The following is a 19094-nucleotide window of genomic DNA, read 5'->3' on the forward strand; positions in this document are numbered from 1 at the left end:
AACCTACTGAAATGAAGCGAATTACAAGCATACTAATCCTGGCTTTCTTCCTGATACCCCTCAGCGCCCAGATTGACAGGACCAGGGCACCCGAGCCGGGGCCCGCACCCGTTATCCAGATAGGCGACTACGAAAAGTTCACGATGGACAATGGCCTGCAGGTAATTGTGGTCGAAAACGACAAGGTACCTGTGGTATCATTCCAGCTTACGCTCGATATCGATCCGGTAATGGAACATGATGCAAAGGGTTACATAGGTATGGCCGGCTCTTTGATGAGGTCAGGCACTACAAACCGCACAAAGCCCGAGATCGACGAGGCGATTGATTTTATCGGCGCCTCTCTCAGTACATTTTCAACAGGCATGTTCGGCTCGTCGCTCACCAGGCACACAGAAAGCCTGCTCGACCTTATGTCTGACGTACTCCTTAACCCCGTCTTTCCCGAGGATGAACTGGAGAGGGAGCGTTCACAGGCAATAACGGCACAGGCAACTGTAAGGACCGATGCGGGGGCCATGGTAAGCAACATGTCAACCGTACTGGTTTACGGTGAAGATCACCCTTACGGGGAAGTGACAACCGAGGAGACCCTCAGGAACATCACCAGGGAGATGCTGACAGATTATTACAGCACCTATTTCAGGCCCAATGTCGCCTACATGGTTATTGTGGGTGACATAAGACTCGATGATGCAAAGAACCTTATGGACCAATACTTCAGTGCCTGGCAACCCTCAGAGGTGCCCAGGCACACCTACGAAACACCTGCTGCACCCACCGGCAGGAGGGTTGCAATGGCCGACCGTACCGGCGCGGTACAGTCAGTTGTATCGGTTACCCACCCAGTGGTGCTGAAACCGGGCGATCCCGATGCCATCAGGGTGAGTGTGATGAACAACATCCTTGGCGGCGGCGTCTTCAGCGGCAGGCTGATGCAGAACCTGAGAGAGGACAAGGGGTATACCTACGGCGCCCGCTCCAGTATATCGAACGACAGGCTTGTGGGAAGGTTCAATGCCCGTACAGAAGTGCGCAATTCGGTTACCGACAGCACTATAACGGAGATATTGTACGAGATGGAGAGGCTGAGAAACGAACCTGTTGACCAGGAGAGCCTTGACCTGGTCAAAAACTTCATGAACGGCAGCTTTGCCCGTTCCCTTGAGAGTCCCCGTACAATTGCAAACTTCGCCCTCAACATAGAGAGGTACGGCCTGCCAGCCGATTACTATGCCACATACCTTGAAAAGCTTGGAGAAGTATCCGTTGCCGACGTACAGGAGATGGCCCGCAAATTTCTGCTGCCTGCCAACAGCTATATAATTGTAGGCGGCAACAAGGGAGAGGTAGCCGAAACCCTCAAAAAGTTCAGCGCCACAGGTGAGGTTGAATTCTATGATGCCTTTGGAAGGCTTATTGAGGAGGCCGATGTAGACATTCCCGACGACATGACCGGAAGCATGGTGATCAGGAACTATATCGAGGCTATTGGCGGTGAGGCTGCGATGAAAAACATAAGCGACATTACCATCGAGATGAGTGCAAGCGTTCAGGGGATGGTTATAGAGATGGTCACCCAGCAGAAGGCGCCCAACAAGATAAGGGTAGTCACGAGCATGGGCGGGAACGTGATGCAGGAACAGTTGTTCGACGGCGAGCGCGGAATGCAGGGCACCATGGAGCTGGAAGGCGAAATGCTTGACCAGATGAAAACACAGGCAGTCATGAACCCCGAGCTTACGTACGAAGAGAGGGGATACACACTTGAACTTGACGGAGTTGAGACTATTGAGGGCAGTCCGGCCTACAAGGTAAACATTACTAGTCCCCAGGGCATTACCGTTACCGATTTCTTTGATGTTGCCAGCGGCCTGAAAGTACGTAACGTCATTACCCAGGACACACCCATGGGACCCATGACACAGACAACCGACTTCAATGATTACAGGGATGTACAGGGAATGAAGTTCCCGTTCCTGATGAGGCAGCAGGCCGGCCCGCAGGCATTCGACCTGGAGGTGAAGTCAATAGAGATCAACCAGGGTCTCGGCGACGAGGTTTTCAGCGTCAATTAAGATCTTTGCAGTTTTACGGTAACCTGCTATGCAAATATTCAAAATCCGGAGTAACCCGGCCAGGCTTTAACCCGGCCGGGTTATTTATTTCAGAATTCAAGCGGCAGTCAGTTAAACTACTGATTCTGGCGACCGGCCGGGTTTACTGATTTTTGGGAGGAACTAGCCCGACAAGAGTAAAAAAAGTAAGCGCCGATACCGTTATCCCGAATATGTTCGGGTCAAGTCCGAATGGCAGCGCTACCCCCGTTGCTGTAAGCACCAGCGTGGTGCCGCCACCAAGCAGCATCGACCAGAAGGCGGCCAGGGGGGTGCGCCGTTTCAGGAAAAAGGCGCCTATGACGGGCACCAGCAAACCCGACACCATAAATGCATATGAATAGAGCATCAGCTCGAGCACATTCTCCATCGAGGCAGCCAGCAGCAGTGCCAGCACACCAATAATAAGTGTGAGCAACTGTGAATACCTGAGCATCCTTTTTTCGTTACCCCCGATTTTGAAAATTTTCGACAGGATATCGGTCAGCAGATTACCCGAGGCCGCCATCATGCAGCTGTCGGCTGTCGACATTATTGCCGAGAAATATGCCGACATCATCAGCCCCATCAGTCCCACCGGCAACACAGTACGCAACAGCAGCGGAAGGCCTTTTTCCGGATCGAGCTCTTCACCAGCCATATAGCCAAGATATTCGAACATGCCGTTCTCAAATGCTACCCTCGCGAATAATCCCAGGATCACCCCCATCATGGCCATGAAGGGCCATTCGAATATGCCGGCAATGAACCATGCCTTTCTTGCCTCCTTAACGCTCCGGGTCGAATAGATCCGCTGGTAAAGGGTCATGCCCACGAACCATATCGGCAATATGGTAACGGCCCAGTTGACGATGGTCTGCCATGGCACGTTGCGGAACGACAAAAATTCGGGACCGAGGGTCTCCCTGATGGCGTCCATTCCTCCAATGGCAATATAGCCCGAAGGAATTCCAATAAAGATCAGTCCCCCCATCAGTATGATCCACTGGAAGGTATCGGTATATATCACGGCTTTGATCCCCCCCACCACTGTATACACTACGGCAATCACACCCATCACTATCAGTGCGGTGTTCATGTCAAGGTTAATGAAAGTGGATGATGCAAGCTTGGCACCGGCCAGGATCTGGGAGCTTGTAAAACCAAGGTAACCGATGGCGGATATGATGCCGGCCATCATCGCGACACGGGGACTGTAAAAATGGGCAAAGATCTGCGGAAAGGTGTACAGCTTCTTCTCCTTTCCAAGGGGATGGACCTTCGGGATCAGGATAACAGCGCTCAGCCAGGCGCCGATAAGCCCGGTAAAGAGCATCCATGATCCGGCCAGACCCATTATAAAACCCAGTCCCCCGAGCCCGATGGAAAAACCGCCCCCCACGTCGGTGGCGACTACGGAGAGCCCGACATGAACACTTCCCATACTGCGGCTGCCCACGTAATAGTCATCTGCATCACGGTTGCGCCACAGAAAATAGAAACCTATACCAAGGACAAGGAATATATAGAGTACAAATACAATTATATCAATCCAGTGCATATGTAAAAACAAAACTATAAAAAGAGGATGAGCCTGCCAAGAAAAATTTTACCGCAGAAAAGTGTGATCAGCAATTGGGGGCGGGCAATTGGGGGCCGGGAACATTGTGCCGGCAGGCACAAGCAGGAACCCTCCAGGTTGTCAGGTCAGTCAGCAGATCAGAGGTTGCGCCTTTTAATGATCAGCCATGCGAGTGCGGTGAAGAGTATGGTATATCCCAGCGCCAGTAATACCTGTCCCAAAAGGGGCAGACCCTGCGCAACAAGACCCATCTCGCTTAATGTTAGTGCGTTTGTGCCATCGGCGGTCTCAAAAGCCGTTTCAGATGAAATGCTGAGGAATTCCGGCATCGGGGTGAGCGAGCCAACGGCTTTCATCGGGAAAAAGGGTCGCATATATTGGGGTAAAAACGCACGTATCACCGGTTCTATAGGAAACCGGAGCAGTACAAAAATGATAATTGAAAGTGCGGTGCTCCGTAAAAGCAATACAAGAAGCAGCCCGATAACCATAAAAGATATTGTCTGCAGGAAATACACCAGAAGGATATGCATTCCGGCAAAAACGGTATCTGCAGTGATGCCTGAAGTATATACAGTGCCATAAATCAGTCCGGTGACCAGTACCAGGATAAGGGCATAAAAAGCTATCATGAGCACCACCAGCATTTTGCCGCCCAGAAGTCCGCTTCGTGACAACCCGTCAATAACATGCTGCCTGAAAGTGCGGTAGGAGAACTCGTTGCCGGCCACCATTATTATTAGTATGGCAAGCAGCAGGTTGAACCAGCTCGCTATCCAGGAAAAATAACTCCATACATGTGGGAACCTGAACAGGTTGCCGGTGTCAAAACCGGGAACCGTTATATCGATGCGTGAAGAAACAAACACCACCAGTGAGAAAAGTGCCAGGTGCAGCAAAAGAATAACCTTGAAGGATGTATAGTTGAGCAGCTTTACAAGCTCTATTTTTATAAGTTTTAACATTTTAGCTGATTTTTCGGGTTTATCGCCGGTTTATGGTTACTTCACCAGCTCAAGAAAATGGGACTCAAGGCTCTTTTTAACCGGAACCAGCTTTGAAAGCACAATTCCATTCTCAAATGCAAACCTGTTGATCTCTTCTGGTGGTAGTGGACTGCTGCAGGTAATTATGAGATCATCTCCTTTTTTTTCGATTTTTTTAGCCTTGCCGGCGCGTACAATAATCTCTTCGAAACGCTGAATATCGGTTGCCGATACCATATATACCGGGTCAGACCCGAGAAGCTCATCAACCCTGCCTGAAGCGAGCAGCTCTCCTTCCTTGAGCACGGCAACGTGCGAACAAACCTTTTCAACCTCCCCCAGGATGTGGCTTGCAAGGATCACCGTCTTGCCCTTTTCAGCTTCATCGCTAATGATCTCCCTAACCTCGGCAATACCTTCAGGGTCGAGTCCGTTTGTTGGTTCATCAAGCACCATAACCTCCGGATCACCCAGCAGTACAGCGGCCATTGCCAGCCTCTGCTTCATACCCAGCGAAAGGGTACGGTATGGTGAGTGCTTCCGGTTTATCAGGCCGGTAACCTCAAGCACCCTGTCGATATCGCCTGCCGGGACCTCCTTGATAAGTGCTATGATCTCAAGGTTTTTGACCAGACTGAGGTATGGATAAAAATTAGGCACTTCAATAAGGCTGCCTACCCTCTTTTTCCAGCCGGTGCTGTAACCGTTGCCGAACCATGAAAAGGTACCGGACTGCTGCCGGATAACCCCCATGATGACCGAAAGGGTGGTTGTCTTTCCGCTTCCGTTGGGCCCCAGTATCCCGTATACCTGTCCGCGTCCCACTTCCATATCCAGCATATGCACAGCCCTGATCCTGCCGTAGTGCTTTGTGAGCCCCTTTATTTCAAGAATTTTTTCCATAGAAGACATTCAAATTAATTACAACCGCATACCCCCTGACATGAAAGGCTTTTTGAGCCCCGGAAAACAACAGGATGGCAGCTTATAATAAAGATGACGACGAAAAGGCAAAAATATTACGAAAAAAACCGGGATGCAAGAAATAATTCACTCCCTGCATCCCGGTAATTGTTTTAGAACGGCCTTACCTGCCTGCGATCAGTTCCCCAGCTCTGACATGAATTTAATCCTCATAAGCCTGATGTCCTCTTCGCTGTAATCATCCTCTCCCAGCTCTGAAAGAGCCTCCTCTATTGATTCACTCTCAGCTTCCTCCCTGAAATAATCAAAAACTTCAGCCTGCCTCTCTTCGTCGATAAGTCCGTCTATATAGTAGTCAATGTTAAGCTTCGTGCCTGAATTTACAATAGCCTCTATCTCGGTAAGCAGAGCATCCATTTCCATATTCTTTGAGGCAGCAATGTCGTCAAGGTTCATTTTACGGTCGATCGACTGGATGATTGAGACCTTTACACCCGATTTGTTGACAACCGATTTGACTACCATATCCTGCGGACGAATTATCTCCTTCTCTTCAACATAAGCCTTTATCACATCGACAAACTCCCTGCCGTACTTTTTGGCCTTGCCGGTACCAACCCCGGCAATATTCTGCATCTCTTCGACAGTTACCGGGTACTGGAGAGCCATATCCTCAAGCGAGGGGTCCTGGAAAATTACGAAAGGCGGAAGATTCTGCTTCCTGGAGACCTTTTTACGCAGATCTTTCAGGATTGCCAGAAGTTCAAGGTCGACTGTGCTTGTTTTTCCCCCATTGCTGCCGTTTGAATCTTCCGGATCGTTGTAATCATACTCCTGCTCTTCGACAAGCATGAAAGAAGAGGGATTCTTCATGAATTCCAGGCCTTCCGGACTAAGCCGCAGCAATCCGTAATTCTCAATTTCCTTTACAACGAACTTCGAGATCATTGCCTGCCTGATAACGGCAAGCCAGTATTTCTCATTTTTTCCCTCTCCCTGTCCGAACTCATCAAGCTCATTGTGACCGTACGTCTGTACCGCCTGACTTTTCTTTCCGACAATTATTTCGGCAATGTGTTCAGCCTTGAATCTTTCCTTCACGGCCTGAACTGTGCGCAACACCAGTAATATGTCGTTCTTACCCTCAAACCGGGTTTTGGGATGGTTGCAGTTATCGCAGTTTTCGCAATTGTCATCAGGGTACTCTTCGCCGAAATAGTGAAGAAGGTGTCTGCGGCGGCAAACAGCACTCTCAGCATAAGCAACCGTTTCGAGCAATAACTGCTTGCCTATTTCCTGCTCGGCGATATGCTTGTTCTGCATGAACTTTTCCAGTTTCTGGATATCCTTGTAACGGTAAAAGGTGATGCATCTTCCCTCGCCACCGTCACGGCCGGCGCGACCGGTTTCCTGGTAGTATCCCTCCAGGCTCTTGGGTATATCGTAATGTATGACGAACCTAACATCGGGCTTATCTATACCCATACCAAATGCTATGGTGGCGACTATTACATCAGCCTCCTCCATCAGGAAGCTGTCCTGGTTGGCGCTTCTCGTGGCAGAATCCATCCCGGCATGATATGGCAGCGCCTTTATACCGTTGATCGTTAGTGTCTGTGCAAGCTCCTCAACTTTCTTGCGGCTCAGGCAGTAAATAATTCCTGATTTCCCGTTATTATTCTTTATGAATTTTATGATCTCCTTGGTGGCCTGGATCTTTGGCCGAATCTCATAATAGAGGTTGGGCCTGTTGAATGAGGACTTGAATACATGTGCATCAAGCATTCCAAGGTTCTTCTGTATATCGTGCTGAACCTTGGGAGTGGCAGTGGCAGTAAGTGCAATTATAGGGGCAACACCAACCTCGTTAATTATTGCCCTGATACGCCGGTATTCAGGCCGGAAATCATGCCCCCACTCCGAAATACAATGCGCCTCGTCTATGGCATAGAAAGAGACACGAACCTGTCTCAGGAACTGCACATTTTCAGCCTTGGTAAGTGACTCGGGAGCCACATACAGCATCTTGGTCTTCCCCGAAAGGAGATCCTCCTTCACTTTCTGAATGGCTGCCTTGGTAAGCGATGAGTTCATAAAATGCGCCACACCGTCGTCGGCGCTGAAAGCCCTGATAGCATCAACCTGGTTCTTCATCAGGGCTATAAGCGGAGAAATAATAATTGCAGTCCCGTCAAGCAGCATAGACGGCAGCTGGTAGCAAAGAGACTTGCCTCCACCTGTCGGCATGAGCACGAAAGTATCATTACCATCCATCACGTTCCGGATAATATCCTCCTGATTGCCTTTGAAGCTGGTAAAACCAAAATTCGCCTTCAGGCTTTCAAGCAGTGATATGCCGGAATAAATTCCCATTTCCATCAATTAGTCTTAATAAAAATCCTGACATCCCATCAAAAATCATGCAAACACATGATATTATACAAATATATTACATTAATGAACTATATAAAGTGACAAATGTTATGTTTCTGTTCACTAAAATCTTCAGCAAAGTATTGTTTTGGTCCTTAATTGCGTGAATTATTCAGTAATAACAAAGATCTTTTAATAAAAAATGAAATAACTTTACATTACTAATTTACAAACTTTATTTCACAAAAGCTTAACTTTTTAAATTAATTTAACATTAGATAATCGAGAATTGTGCTTATAAAACATAGTCCTCCTTCAAAAATTCATATTAATTTTGCACCGCCGGGCATTTACCAAAAGGACTATGTAAAGTTCCATCCCGGAGGATCATTGGGTAAAAAGCTATTATATAAGGGTGTCAGAATAAATGTTTCGATATCACGTTCAATTGTAGATATCTCGTCAAAAATACTTTATTTGCAGTATGGTAAAAAAGGTTGATAACGAAATGTCGTTCCTTGACCACCTTGAAGACTTAAGGTGGCATCTGGTCAGATCTATCATGTCGATTATCGTTTTCGCGATAGTTGCATTTATATTCAAGGATTTCATATTCACAAACGTTATCATAGCGCCGAAAACCCCTGAGTTCTTTACAAACCGGAGCCTGTGCTCATTTGGTACCTGGATAGGGATCAAAGCATTATGCATAAACTCCGAGCCTTTCCAGCTGATCAATATCAACATGGCGGGCCAGTTCACGACCCATATAATGGTTTCGATGATACTCGGACTTATACTGGCTTTTCCCTACCTGGTTTTTGAAATGTGGAGATTTATCGGCCCGGCCCTTTACGATAAAGAAAAAATGTATGCAAGGGGCGGTGTGTTTTATATATCAATTCTTTTTATTCTGGGGGTACTTTTTGCATATTATGTCATTATCCCCCTGTCGGTGCATTTTCTCGGCACTTACCAGGTCAGTGCCGAGGTAACCAACCAGATAAACCTTATCTCATACATATCAACAGTCACCGCCATTGCGCTTGCTGTGGGACTGATCTTCGAACTGCCGGTGCTGATCTATTTCCTGACCAAGATCGGACTGGTGTCGCCCGAGTTCCTGAAGAAATACAGAAGACATGCCCTCGTGGTACTGCTGATGCTGTCGGCAATCATTACCCCGCCTGATGTTTTCAGCCAGATACTCGTGGTGGTTCCGCTAATGGTCCTGTACGAAGTGGGCATAAGACTTTCAAAAAGTATAGTTAAAAAGGAGCAACTCGCTGCCCGGGGCGCAAAATAATGATACCGGCCGGAAGTAATTCCGGAAATTGTGTTCGCGAATAACTAAGATAATCAACCGGAAAACTGAGCGTGGAGAAGACAGACAACAATATGATCCTGACAACAAAGGATCTGGTGAAGAGATACCGGAAAAGAACTGTGGTCGATCATGTATCTATCGAGGTCGGACAGGGAGAAATTGTCGGTCTCCTGGGACCTAACGGAGCAGGGAAGACAACTTCGTTCTATATGATAGTGGGATTGATAGTGCCGAATGAAGGGAAGATATTCCTCAATGATGAGGAGATTACAGATGAACCGGTATACCGGCGGGCCCAGAGGGGGATAGGGTATCTCGCCCAGGAAGCTTCGGTATTCAGGAAGCTGTCGGTCGAAGATAACCTGAACGCCGTGCTGGAGATGTCTAAAATACCAAAGGCTGATCGCAGGGAGCGGGTTGAAACACTCCTTGAGGAGTTCGGGCTGCAGCATATCAGGAAAAGCCTGGGCATTCAGCTCTCGGGCGGAGAAAGGCGCAGAACTGAAATAGCCAGGTCTCTGGCCCTTAACCCCAGCTTCATACTGCTTGACGAGCCGTTTGCCGGGGTCGACCCGATTGCTGTTGAGGATATCCAGCAAATAGTGCAAACGCTCAGGGAGAAAAACATAGGAATTCTCATTACCGACCATAATGTACACGAAACCCTTTCTATTACAGACAGGGCATACCTTCTGTTTGAGGGCAGAATACTCAAAGCGGGCAGCGCAGAAGATCTGGCAGCCGACGAACAGGTGAGAAAGCTGTATCTTGGCCAGAACTTTTCTCTTTTACGCTGACCTTCCACCATCAAATAATGAATTTTTCAGGACCGGCTAAGGTTTATTGTTTTTTTTGAGTATCTTTGCGCCTTATTTTGCGGATGTGGCGTAATTGGTAGCCGCGCCAGACTTAGGATCTGGTGCCGAGAGGCGTGGGGGTTCGAGTCCCTCCATCCGCACAAATCATAGCCGCCAAACAACCGGTATCAGGAACGGAGTTTAGGCGGTTTTTTGACCGGGGTGTACCGGCATCAGCTGGTAACTGACCCCGCCTAAAGCAATAAAAATTAAAAATTTAATCTTCTATGCAGGTTACTAAAGAAAACAAGGATGATCTTAACGCGGTTATCAGGATCGTGGTTGACAAGCAGGATTATGAAAAAGAGGTAAACGATAAGCTGAAGGACTACAAGCGCAAGGCTAACATGCCGGGATTCAGGCCCGGGATGGTCCCCATAGGCATGATAAAGCGAATGTATTACAAACCAATCCTCCTGGAGGAGATCAACAGGCTTGTTTCAGAAAACCTCACCAAATTCATTGACAACGAAAAACTTAATATCCTCGGCGAGCCCCTGACCAGCAAGGAGGAGCAGAAGGAGATCGACTTCGATACCCAGGAAAGCTTCGAGTTTGTTTTTGATATCGGAATTGCACCTGAGGTTGAAGCAGATATTACCAGTAAAGACAAGCTCCCCTATTATGTAATAGACGCCAATAAAAAATTGATTGACAAGCATGCCGACAGCTATACCAGCCAGTATGGTGAAATGACAGAGGGAGAAGAGGTTCAGGAAGAGGATGTTGTCAAGGGCAGACTTAGCCAGCTTACCCCGGAGGGTGAGGTGATTGAAGGCGGCATCACGGTCGAAAATGCCTCGCTGTCAATGAAGGTTGTAAAAGACGAGGAGGTGAAGAAGCAGCTTACCGGGGCGAAAGTGGGAGATGTACTGCAGATAGATCTTAAAAAAGCCTACCCCAGTGAGGCAGAACTTACCCGGATGCTTAACATAAGCAAGGAGCAGGTTGAAAGTGAATCGATGCTTTTCCAGCTTACAATAGAAGAGATCAGCAGATGGAAAAAGGCGGAGATCAACCAGGATTTCTTTGACAAGGCATTTGGCGAAGGCGAGGTAACCTCCGAAGAGGAGTTCAGGAACCGGCTGAAAGAGGAGATCGAAAAAGCGTATGCCCAGAACAGCGACTTCAAGCTGTTCCTCGACGCCAGGGAAAAACTTGTGTCGAAGTTCAAGGCGGAACTCCCTGAAGAATTTATCAGACGCTGGCTGCTGGAATCGAATGAGGGGAAACTTAGTGAAGAGGATATTGACAAGGACTTCGAAAAGGTCAGGGATGACCTCAAGTGGCAGCTTATCCAGGATGCACTGATTAAAAAATACGAACTTAAGGTTGAGCCGGAAGAGATAGAGCAGCTTGCCCGACAGCAGGTACTTATGCAGTTCAGACAGTACGGCATGGCCAATGTTCCTGAGGAGCACCTCAACAACTATGCCGCCGAGATGCTGAAAAAGGACCAGGAAAGAAGAAGGCTTTATGAGCAGAGATTCCAGGAGAAGATCACCCAGCTTGTGAAGGAGACGGTCAAACTTGAGGAAAAAAAGGTTAAGGACGAGGATTTTTCAAAGCTATTTGATAAAAAATAATACCCGGCAATCTTCAATTTCTTACTTTTACATGCGTAACCAATAAACTGTATAAAATGAGCAAAGAGAAAGATTTCCGCAAATATGCCACCGGCCATCTCGGGATCAGCGGGTCGAGGATCGACAGCTACCAGTCGCTGCTGAACGCATACATATCGCCTACCATTATCGAGGAGAGGCAGCTTAACATTGCCACGATGGATGTATTCTCCCGCCTTATGATGGACAGGATAATTTTTCTGGGACTACCTATAGACGATTACGTTGCCAACATTGTCCAGGCCCAGCTTCTGTACCTGGAGTCGTCGGATCCCTCAAAAGACATACAAATATATATTAACAGTCCCGGAGGCTCGGTGCATGCCGGACTGGGAATCTATGACACCATGCAGTACATTGGCTCAGACGTGTCAACCATCTGCACAGGGATGGCAGCATCGATGGCCGCCATACTGCTGGCTGCCGGCACCAAAGGCAAGCGTTCGGGGCTTAAGCATTCGAGAATGATGATACACCAGCCGATGGGCGGAGCCCAGGGGCCCGTGTCGGATATCGAGATAACGGTGCGCGAGATCCAGAAGCTCAAGAAGGAGCTTTACGACATCATTGCACACCACACCGGGAAACCCTTCAACCAGGTTGAGAAAGACTCCGACCGGGACTTCTGGATGACCTCCGAGGAGGCTAAGAAGTACGGCATGATTGACGAGGTACTGGTCAGGAACAGCAAGAAGTCGAAATAGCCAGCCCCGGCAGTTCGAACACCATACCCGTGAATTTTTAGTGTTTGCAGGGACCTCGTCAGGTCCCTGTATGTTTTTATCAACTACAGGCGGTTGTCTGTCACCATAAAACCGTCTTCTGTCAAGCTTCTTAATTACTTCAAGTAATGCAGCATATCATTCTGTATTAGTGATATTTAGCTGTTTTTCCTTTTGTCACAATTTTTACTACCATTTGTCACCAAAAAATCGACCGTTGTCAAAAAAAAATGACTGTATCATGTCCTTGATTACTTTTGTGCTGTAATTAATAATTAGTCTAATTTAATACATCTATTAAAATGAAAACAAAAATGATCAATCTGAGCAGCTTTGCTCTAATATTCATGGCTTTCTCCTTTTTCATGGTTTCATGTGAGAAGGATGATATGAGCAGGGGAGGCGGAAGAGCACCCATAAGCGAATCTGTGGTATTTGAAGTAAATGGTTATGATAACTATGTTTGCGGCGAAAAGGAGGTTACTTTGTGGGCAGGCCAGCATATTGATGCCGGTACTGTAAACATTACTGATGACGGTGTAAACCTTTATTTCGAATATAATCTGGATCTGGTAGATGCAGAATTCGGCGAACTGCACCTTTGGGTTGGAACGGATGTTTCAACACTGCCAACAACTCCTACCGGTGTGCCAATTTCAGGACACTTCCCTTACAAGACAGACGACACGGGTGCAACAGAGTTTACATTTGTTGTTCCCTTGGAAGATTTTGTGTGGGAATGCGATGAAACAAAATTTTATTTTGTAGCCCACGCCGAAATATATTACCTCGAAGATGGTGAGAGAACCGGTAACGATGACACAGCATTCGGCGGAGAATATCCCGGCGATTCACCAAGATGGTATTTCTGGGATTACTATGTGATTTGCTGTGACGATAATGGTAATGGTGATAATGATTGCCAGACAGAAACTGCTTTTGGCGGCGACACAGCAGGTGAGGGTGCTGCATGGTGGTATTACTACGATGCTTATGTTGGTGGTGTACAAACTATCTGGGCCGGCCAGACTATTGATGTAGGTACTGTTGAAGTTGTAGATGGAACGGTTACCATTGTATTGACAAACGGCTGGGAGCTTAAGGATGGCAATGAAACTGTTAAGATAAAGGGATACGATGAGATCCCGGGTTCAAGGCCTGCTGCTGGTCTGTTTACAGGAGAAGGCACTTACAAAGGCACCGATCTTGACAATATTAACGTCGGAGAATACGCATTCTACGTCATCCACCTCGACGTTCAGAAATGTGAGCCAGTACGTTAATGACTAACTGTTTTTCTGAATCTGTCAGAGATTTCAGACTTAAACCCGCGGCCGTCACCGCGGGTTTTTTATTCCCCGAAAAGGTCAACTTCATCATCAACACCATTGCAGGTTGTGCCCCGACTGGATGTCGGGCAATACCGGCTTCCCCGAAAAGGGATCTAAAAAAATTTTCATATTCAATGAAAATGAATTAGTTTTACATCCCCCGCAAGGTGATGCTCCAACAGGCGGGTGATTGATAAAACATCTTCAACATGGCTTATTCGAACGATAAAAAATCGGAAAGGTGCTCTTTCTGCGGCAGGACCAAAAAGGAGACCAACCTGCTGATTGCCGGTGTATCCGGGCACATATGCGATTCATGCGCCGAACAGGCCTACGGCATAGTGAAGGAGGAGGTGAAATCAAAGGCCGAACTCGACCTTCAGCACATCAAGCTTCTGAAGCCGATCGAAATAAAGGCCTTCCTCGACCAGTACGTGATCGGACAGGATGAGGCCAAAAAATTCCTTTCGGTGGCCGTGTATAACCATTACAAGAGGCTTATGCAGGGCAATCATCGCGATGATCAGGATGTGGAGATCGAAAAATCGAACATCATCCTGGTGGGAGAGACAGGCACTGGCAAAACGCTGCTTGCACGCACCATCGCACGCATGCTGCACATACCATTTACAATTGTAGACGCCACGGTACTGACCGAAGCGGGATACGTGGGCGAGGATATTGAAAGCATACTTACGAGGCTGCTGCAGGTTTCCGATTACAATGTAGAATCGGCCGAAAGGGGTATTGTTTTCATTGATGAGATTGATAAAATTGCACGTAAAAGCGACAATCCCTCGATAACCCGCGATGTGAGCGGCGAGGGGGTACAGCAGGGCCTGCTCAAGCTGCTTGAGGGATCGGTGGTTAATGTACCGCCACAGGGTGGCCGCAAGCACCCCGACCAGAAAATGATCCCGGTCAACACCAAAAATATACTGTTCATCTGCGGCGGAGCCTTCGACGGCATTGAAAAAAAGATCGCCCAGAGGCTGAACACCAAGGTGGTGGGATACACGGCAGCAGCAAAGGCTGAGCAGGTTGACAGGGAAAACCTCCTGCAGTACATTGCCCCACAGGATCTGAAGTCATACGGGCTGATACCCGAGATCATCGGCAGGCTTCCTGTTCTGACTTATCTCAAGCCCCTTGACAGGGCTACACTCCGCTCCATTCTGACCGAGCCGAAAAATTCGATGATAAAGCAGTATGTCAAGCTATTCAAAATGGACGGCATAGACCTGGAGATAAATGAGGAGGTGCTTGAGTACATTGTCGACAAGGCTATCGAGTTCAAGCTTGGTGCGCGCGGACTGCGTTCAATATGCGAAGCCATAATGATCGATCCGATGTTCGAGATGCCTTCGGGCAAGAATGGAAAGCTCCATATTGATATCAAGTTTGCCCGCGAAAAAATTGAAAAGATCAACTTCAAGAAGCTCAAGGTGGCCTGACCTTCATCCTCATGTACCCTGTTAACCCGAAAAAAAGACTCGGACAACACTTTCTGGCCGACAAAAACATAGCGGCAAAAATTACCCGAGCCCTCACAATGAATGGGTACAGGGATGTGATTGAAATAGGACCCGGCACCGGTATTCTGACATCCTACCTGCTTGATAACAGCAACATAAACCTGAGGCTTGTCGAGGTTGATCCCGATTCCGTCAGTTACCTGAAGGTCCGTTTCCCCGGATCTGATGCGATCATTGAAGAGGAAGATTTCCTTAAATACCCGCTTTCGCGGAATTATACGGAGCCGGTGGCAATCATCGGAAACTTCCCGTATAACATTTCAAGCCAGATATTCTTCAGGATACTTGATAACCGCCATATTGTAAAAGAGGTGGTATGCATGGTGCAGAAAGAGGTGGCAACAAGGATCGTTTCACCGCCGGGGTCAAAGACATACGGCATTCTGAGCGTACTGCTGCAGGCGTATTACCACACAGAAATGCTTTTTACAGTTCCGCCGCAGGTTTTTGTGCCGCCTCCAAAGGTGACTTCGGCGGTTCTGAGGCTGACCCGGAGAATTAAAAAGGATGAACCCGGGAATGAATTACAGGAAACCAAATTAGTGAGGTTTGCCATACCGGATTGCAATGAAGATCTTTTTTTCAGAGTGGTGAAAACGGCATTCAACCAGAGAAGGAAGATGCTCAGGAACTCACTGGCCCCCCTCCTTCCGGAACTTCAGGAAACCGAATTGCTATCCAGGCGGCCGGAGCAGCTTTCGCCAGCCGGCTTTACCGAGCTTACAAACCTTATAGAAACAAAAAAGGCGCAAGGGAAGTGACAGCCAGGCAGCTTATCGAAGAAAGTCACGCCCCGGCAGATCAGAAGGTATGGTTAATCGCTTCAACCGGATTGAGGCGGGATGCTGCATATGCCGGGGCATAGCCTGCAATTATCCCTATAACTGCCGAAACGAACAATCCCAGCCCGATATTACCCCCGGTAAGTGTTATGTTAAAATCGGAGGTGCTGCTAATAAGGACCGTTCCCCCGAAGATGAGCAGCAACCCGATGATTCCTCCGGCAAGCGCCAGCAGTAACGATTCGTAAAGGAATTGCAGCAAAATAAAATAATTCTTGGCCCCAAGGGATTTCTGTATTCCGATTATGTTTGTCCTCTCTTTAACTGAAACAAACATAATATTGGCAATGCCGAACCCGCCGACAAGTATTGAAAACCCCCCGATAATCCATCCCACGAGGTTGATCATCACAAAAATCTGATCAAGTCCCTGGCTTATAGCGCTAACCTGGTTCAGGGCAAAATTGTCGTCTGCCGCCGGCGAAAGCCTTCTTGCCGATCTCAATACCTGTCGCAGTTCATCTATCAGCTCCTGGTTCGACACACCGGGGAGTGCTTTTACCATGATCATCGGGTTTAGCCGGTCTGACCTGATATTATACATTGTCCTGGCAAAATTGAGCGGAATTAGCACCATCTCATCAAGACTCCCGCCCCCAACCATATCCATTCCCTCACGGGTAGCAACACCTATCACGGTTACCCTTCTCCCCGAGATCTGGATTTCACGGCCCAGGGGATCCATACCACCGAACAGCCGCTGCGAGATCTCATGGCCGATAATGGCAAGGTTGCGGCCGGTGGCAGATTCAAACGGGGTAAAGTACCTTCCGCGCTCAAGCTCAAAATGCCGTATAGTCTCAAATTCGTGAGAATTTGCCCATATCCCGGTATTTTCAAGGTAGGTCCCATTATACCTTACCATCCCGCCGGTGGAAACCGAGAAAACAACCGCCTCAGCATTCTGCGACCTTCGCCGTATCTCCTCATAATCACGTAAGTCGGGAACAGGCCGCCTCATATAGACCCACCATGCATAATCGGCATCAAAGGCCCATGGCCATTTCTGAACATAAATAACATTGTCACCAAGCTGTGCAATATTCTCCCTTATATTTCTTTCCAGCGAGTCTACAATCGTAAATACCGATATAATGGCGAATATTCCAATGGTTATTCCCAGAAGTGAAAGCAGGGTGCGAAGCTTGTTCACCATCACATTGCTAAAGGCAAATATCAGACTCTCCTTTAGTAACTTTATTAAAATCATTCTGTTATGTAGTTATGCAATAATCATGAAAAACATCAGGGCTAAAATAGTTTCCGGCAAGTAAAAATACATGAATTTTTTAATGCACGTGCAATATATTTAACTTTTTATATAACTTTGCAGGTAGAAAATAATTTCCTGTTAATGAGCACTTTAAGAAAATTCTCCTCGGCATTTATCTCAGTCTGGCACAAGGGATCCCTTGAAAAGATAGCAGAGGCACTTAAGAAACTTGATATCCGGATATATTCAACCGGAGGAACGGCCGATTTTATTGAAAAGTACAATATTCCCGTCATCCGTGTTGAAAGCCTTACCGGTTACCCCTCAATCCTTGGAGGGAGGGTCAAGACCCTGCACCCAAAGATTTTCGGAGGCATACTGGCAAGAAGTGATGTGGATTCTGACAATATTGAACTTGAAAAATACGGTATTCCCAGGGTTGACCTGGTCATAACAGACCTGTACCCATTTGAAGCAACAGTGGCTGAAGGGAGATCTGAAACAGAGGTTATCGAAAAGATCGACATCGGCGGTATTTCACTGATAAGAGCGGCTGCCAAGAACTTCAGGGACGTCCTGATAATTCCATCGAGGGATCATTACCCGGCACTCCTGGAAATTCTTGAAAAGAAGGAGGGGTCAACAACCCTCGAAGAGAGAAAAGAAATGGCCGGCGAGGCATTCAGGATTTCATCACGTTACGATACCGCTATTTATAACTGGTTTACCGGGACCGAAAGCGACAGTTTCTCCGTTAACTTCCGAAACGGCCGTAAGCTGAGGTACGGTGAAAACCCCCACCAGAGTGCCGTTTATTATGAAGATGAAGGGTTCCCCTTCAAACAGCTTCACGGCAAAGAGATATCATACAATAACCTGCTTGATATAGATGCCGCCTGTCAGCTGATCGCCGAGTTCGACGAAACAACATTTGCAATACTGAAGCATAATAATGCTTGCGGACTTGCTTCAGCAGATGATCTGTGCAGTGCCTATAAAGCGGCTCTTGCCGGAGATCCCGTATCTGCATTCGGCGGCGTGCTGGTCACCAACCGGGAAATAGACAACGCCACGGCGGCCGAGATGGACAACCTTTTCTTTGAAGTGATCATTGCACCCGGTTACAGTGATGAAGCGCTGGAGATACTGAAAGGAAAGAAAAACAGGATAATTCTTATAGCTGAAAATGTCACGCTGCCTGATAAGGTCATCAGAACCGTTACCGGGGGTGTCCTGGTGCAGGACAGTGACACACGCACGGAGTCTGCATCAGGGCTAAAAGTGGTTACACAAAATCCGCCCGGCGAAAGGGAAACATCCGATCTTCTGTTTGCCAACAAGATAGTAAAGCATACAAAGTCAAATGCAATTGTACTGGCAAAGAACAGTCAGCTCATAGGAAGCGGAGCGGGCCAGACTTCCAGGGTTGACGCCCTGAAGCATGCAATTGAAAAAGCCAGGACCGGAGGTTTCGACCTGAATGGCGCCGTAATGGCATCTGATGCGTTTTTCCCGTTCGCCGATTCCGTTGAAATTGCCGGTGAAGCAGGTATAACTGCAGTAATACAGCCGGGTGGATCGGTAAGGGACAAGGACTCGATTGATTTTTGCAATCAGCACAATATGAAGATGGTCTTTACAGGTGTAAGGCACTTCAGGCATTAGGCAGGTTAAACATACT

The 19094-nt window shown here is 47.7% G+C and carries 14 protein-coding genes and 1 tRNA gene; 10 read left to right on the forward strand and 5 right to left on the reverse strand.

The annotated features are described in order from the left end of the window. Positions 1 to 11 precede the first annotated feature (11 nt). A complete protein-coding gene (locus EA408_08245) occupies positions 12 to 2078 on the forward strand; it encodes an insulinase family protein (GenBank protein TVR71627.1) in 2067 nt (688 codons plus the stop codon). 142 nt (positions 2079 to 2220) lie between these two features. On the opposite strand, the gene EA408_08250 is transcribed toward EA408_08245, so the two are convergent. The 4 genes from EA408_08250 to recQ form a co-directional block, all read right to left on the reverse strand. Then, positions 2221 to 3657, reverse strand: a complete 1437-nt coding sequence (locus tag EA408_08250) for a sodium:solute symporter family protein (protein ID TVR71628.1) — start codon at positions 3655 to 3657, stop codon at positions 2221 to 2223. A gap of 158 nt (positions 3658 to 3815) precedes the next feature. Then, positions 3816 to 4643 carry a hypothetical protein gene (locus tag EA408_08255; protein TVR71629.1) on the reverse strand — a complete coding sequence of 276 codons (828 nt, stop codon included), beginning with the start codon at positions 4641 to 4643 and terminating at the stop codon, positions 3816 to 3818. Positions 4644 to 4679: 36 nt separating this feature from the next. Beyond that, positions 4680 to 5567 carry an ATP-binding cassette domain-containing protein gene (locus EA408_08260; GenBank protein TVR71630.1) on the reverse strand — a complete coding sequence of 296 codons (888 nt, stop codon included), beginning with the start codon at positions 5565 to 5567 and terminating at the stop codon, positions 4680 to 4682. A 198-nt stretch (positions 5568 to 5765) separates the two neighbouring features. Continuing rightward, positions 5766 to 7961: a DNA helicase RecQ gene (gene recQ / locus EA408_08265; protein ID TVR71725.1), complete on the reverse strand. Its 2196-nt coding sequence runs from the start codon at positions 7959 to 7961 to the stop codon at positions 5766 to 5768. Between the two features lie 484 nt (positions 7962 to 8445). Between recQ and tatC the strand changes: the two genes are divergently transcribed. The 8 genes from tatC to rsmA all read left to right on the forward strand — a co-directional run bounded on the left by tatC (position 8446) and on the right by rsmA (position 16119). Continuing rightward, the gene (gene tatC, locus EA408_08270) at positions 8446 to 9267 is read left to right on the forward strand and encodes a twin-arginine translocase subunit TatC (GenBank protein TVR71631.1); all 822 of its coding nucleotides are present in this window, start codon (positions 8446 to 8448) and stop codon (positions 9265 to 9267) included. Positions 9268 to 9359: 92 nt separating this feature from the next. After that, the gene (lptB, locus tag EA408_08275; protein ID TVR71726.1) at positions 9360 to 10085 is read left to right on the forward strand and encodes an LPS export ABC transporter ATP-binding protein; all 726 of its coding nucleotides are present in this window, start codon (positions 9360 to 9362) and stop codon (positions 10083 to 10085) included. Between the two features lie 79 nt (positions 10086 to 10164). Continuing rightward, positions 10165 to 10249 (forward strand) — tRNA-Leu (locus EA408_08280). 123 nt (positions 10250 to 10372) lie between these two features. After that, on the forward strand, positions 10373 to 11731 hold the full coding sequence (tig, locus tag EA408_08285; GenBank protein TVR71632.1) for a trigger factor: 1359 nt from the start codon (positions 10373 to 10375) through the stop codon (positions 11729 to 11731). A 56-nt stretch (positions 11732 to 11787) separates the two neighbouring features. After that, positions 11788 to 12474 carry an ATP-dependent Clp endopeptidase proteolytic subunit ClpP gene (clpP, locus tag EA408_08290; GenBank protein ID TVR71633.1) on the forward strand — a complete coding sequence of 229 codons (687 nt, stop codon included), beginning with the start codon at positions 11788 to 11790 and terminating at the stop codon, positions 12472 to 12474. Positions 12475 to 12857: 383 nt separating this feature from the next. Then, positions 12858 to 13775, forward strand: a complete 918-nt coding sequence (locus EA408_08295; GenBank protein ID TVR71634.1) for a hypothetical protein — start codon at positions 12858 to 12860, stop codon at positions 13773 to 13775. Positions 13776 to 14032: 257 nt separating this feature from the next. Continuing rightward, entirely contained in the window at positions 14033 to 15277 is a 1245-nt protein-coding gene (gene clpX, locus EA408_08300; GenBank protein ID TVR71635.1) for an ATP-dependent Clp protease ATP-binding subunit ClpX, read from the forward strand. Between the two features lie 11 nt (positions 15278 to 15288). After that, a complete protein-coding gene (gene rsmA / locus EA408_08305; protein TVR71636.1) occupies positions 15289 to 16119 on the forward strand; it encodes a ribosomal RNA small subunit methyltransferase A in 831 nt (276 codons plus the stop codon). 40 nt (positions 16120 to 16159) lie between these two features. Here rsmA and EA408_08310 read toward each other — a convergent pair whose 3' ends face one another. Continuing rightward, a complete protein-coding gene (locus EA408_08310) occupies positions 16160 to 17410 on the reverse strand; it encodes an ABC transporter permease (protein ID TVR71637.1) in 1251 nt (416 codons plus the stop codon). A gap of 144 nt (positions 17411 to 17554) precedes the next feature. Here EA408_08310 and purH point away from each other — a divergent pair, with 144 nt between their 5' ends. Next, the gene (gene purH, locus EA408_08315; GenBank protein TVR71638.1) at positions 17555 to 19078 is read left to right on the forward strand and encodes a bifunctional phosphoribosylaminoimidazolecarboxamide formyltransferase/IMP cyclohydrolase PurH; all 1524 of its coding nucleotides are present in this window, start codon (positions 17555 to 17557) and stop codon (positions 19076 to 19078) included. The last annotated feature ends 16 nt before the right edge of the window (positions 19079 to 19094 follow it).

Source organism: Marinilabiliales bacterium (assembly GCA_007695015.1).
GTDB lineage: Bacteria > Bacteroidota > Bacteroidia > Bacteroidales > PUMT01 > PXAP01.

Excerpts from the sequence above, each read along its gene's own strand:
- EA408_08245 (TVR71627.1), top strand. The coding sequence starts at position 12 with ATGAAGCGAATTACAAGCATACTAATCCTGGCTTTCTTCCTGATACCC.
- EA408_08250 (TVR71628.1), bottom strand. The coding sequence starts at position 3,657 with ATGCACTGGATTGATATAATTGTATTTGTACTCTATATATTCCTTGTC.
- EA408_08255 (TVR71629.1), bottom strand. The coding sequence starts at position 4,643 with ATGTTAAAACTTATAAAAATAGAGCTTGTAAAGCTGCTCAACTATACA.
- EA408_08260 (TVR71630.1), bottom strand. The coding sequence starts at position 5,567 with ATGGAAAAAATTCTTGAAATAAAGGGGCTCACAAAGCACTACGGCAGG.
- recQ (TVR71725.1), bottom strand. The coding sequence starts at position 7,961 with ATGGGAATTTATTCCGGCATATCACTGCTTGAAAGCCTGAAGGCGAAT.
- tatC (TVR71631.1), top strand. The coding sequence starts at position 8,446 with ATGGTAAAAAAGGTTGATAACGAAATGTCGTTCCTTGACCACCTTGAA.
- lptB (TVR71726.1), top strand. The coding sequence starts at position 9,360 with ATGATCCTGACAACAAAGGATCTGGTGAAGAGATACCGGAAAAGAACT.
- tig (TVR71632.1), top strand. The coding sequence starts at position 10,373 with ATGCAGGTTACTAAAGAAAACAAGGATGATCTTAACGCGGTTATCAGG.
- clpP (TVR71633.1), top strand. The coding sequence starts at position 11,788 with ATGAGCAAAGAGAAAGATTTCCGCAAATATGCCACCGGCCATCTCGGG.
- EA408_08295 (TVR71634.1), top strand. The coding sequence starts at position 12,858 with ATGGTTTCATGTGAGAAGGATGATATGAGCAGGGGAGGCGGAAGAGCA.
- clpX (TVR71635.1), top strand. The coding sequence starts at position 14,033 with ATGGCTTATTCGAACGATAAAAAATCGGAAAGGTGCTCTTTCTGCGGC.
- rsmA (TVR71636.1), top strand. The coding sequence starts at position 15,289 with ATGTACCCTGTTAACCCGAAAAAAAGACTCGGACAACACTTTCTGGCC.
- EA408_08310 (TVR71637.1), bottom strand. The coding sequence starts at position 17,410 with ATGATTTTAATAAAGTTACTAAAGGAGAGTCTGATATTTGCCTTTAGC.
- purH (TVR71638.1), top strand. The coding sequence starts at position 17,555 with ATGAGCACTTTAAGAAAATTCTCCTCGGCATTTATCTCAGTCTGGCAC.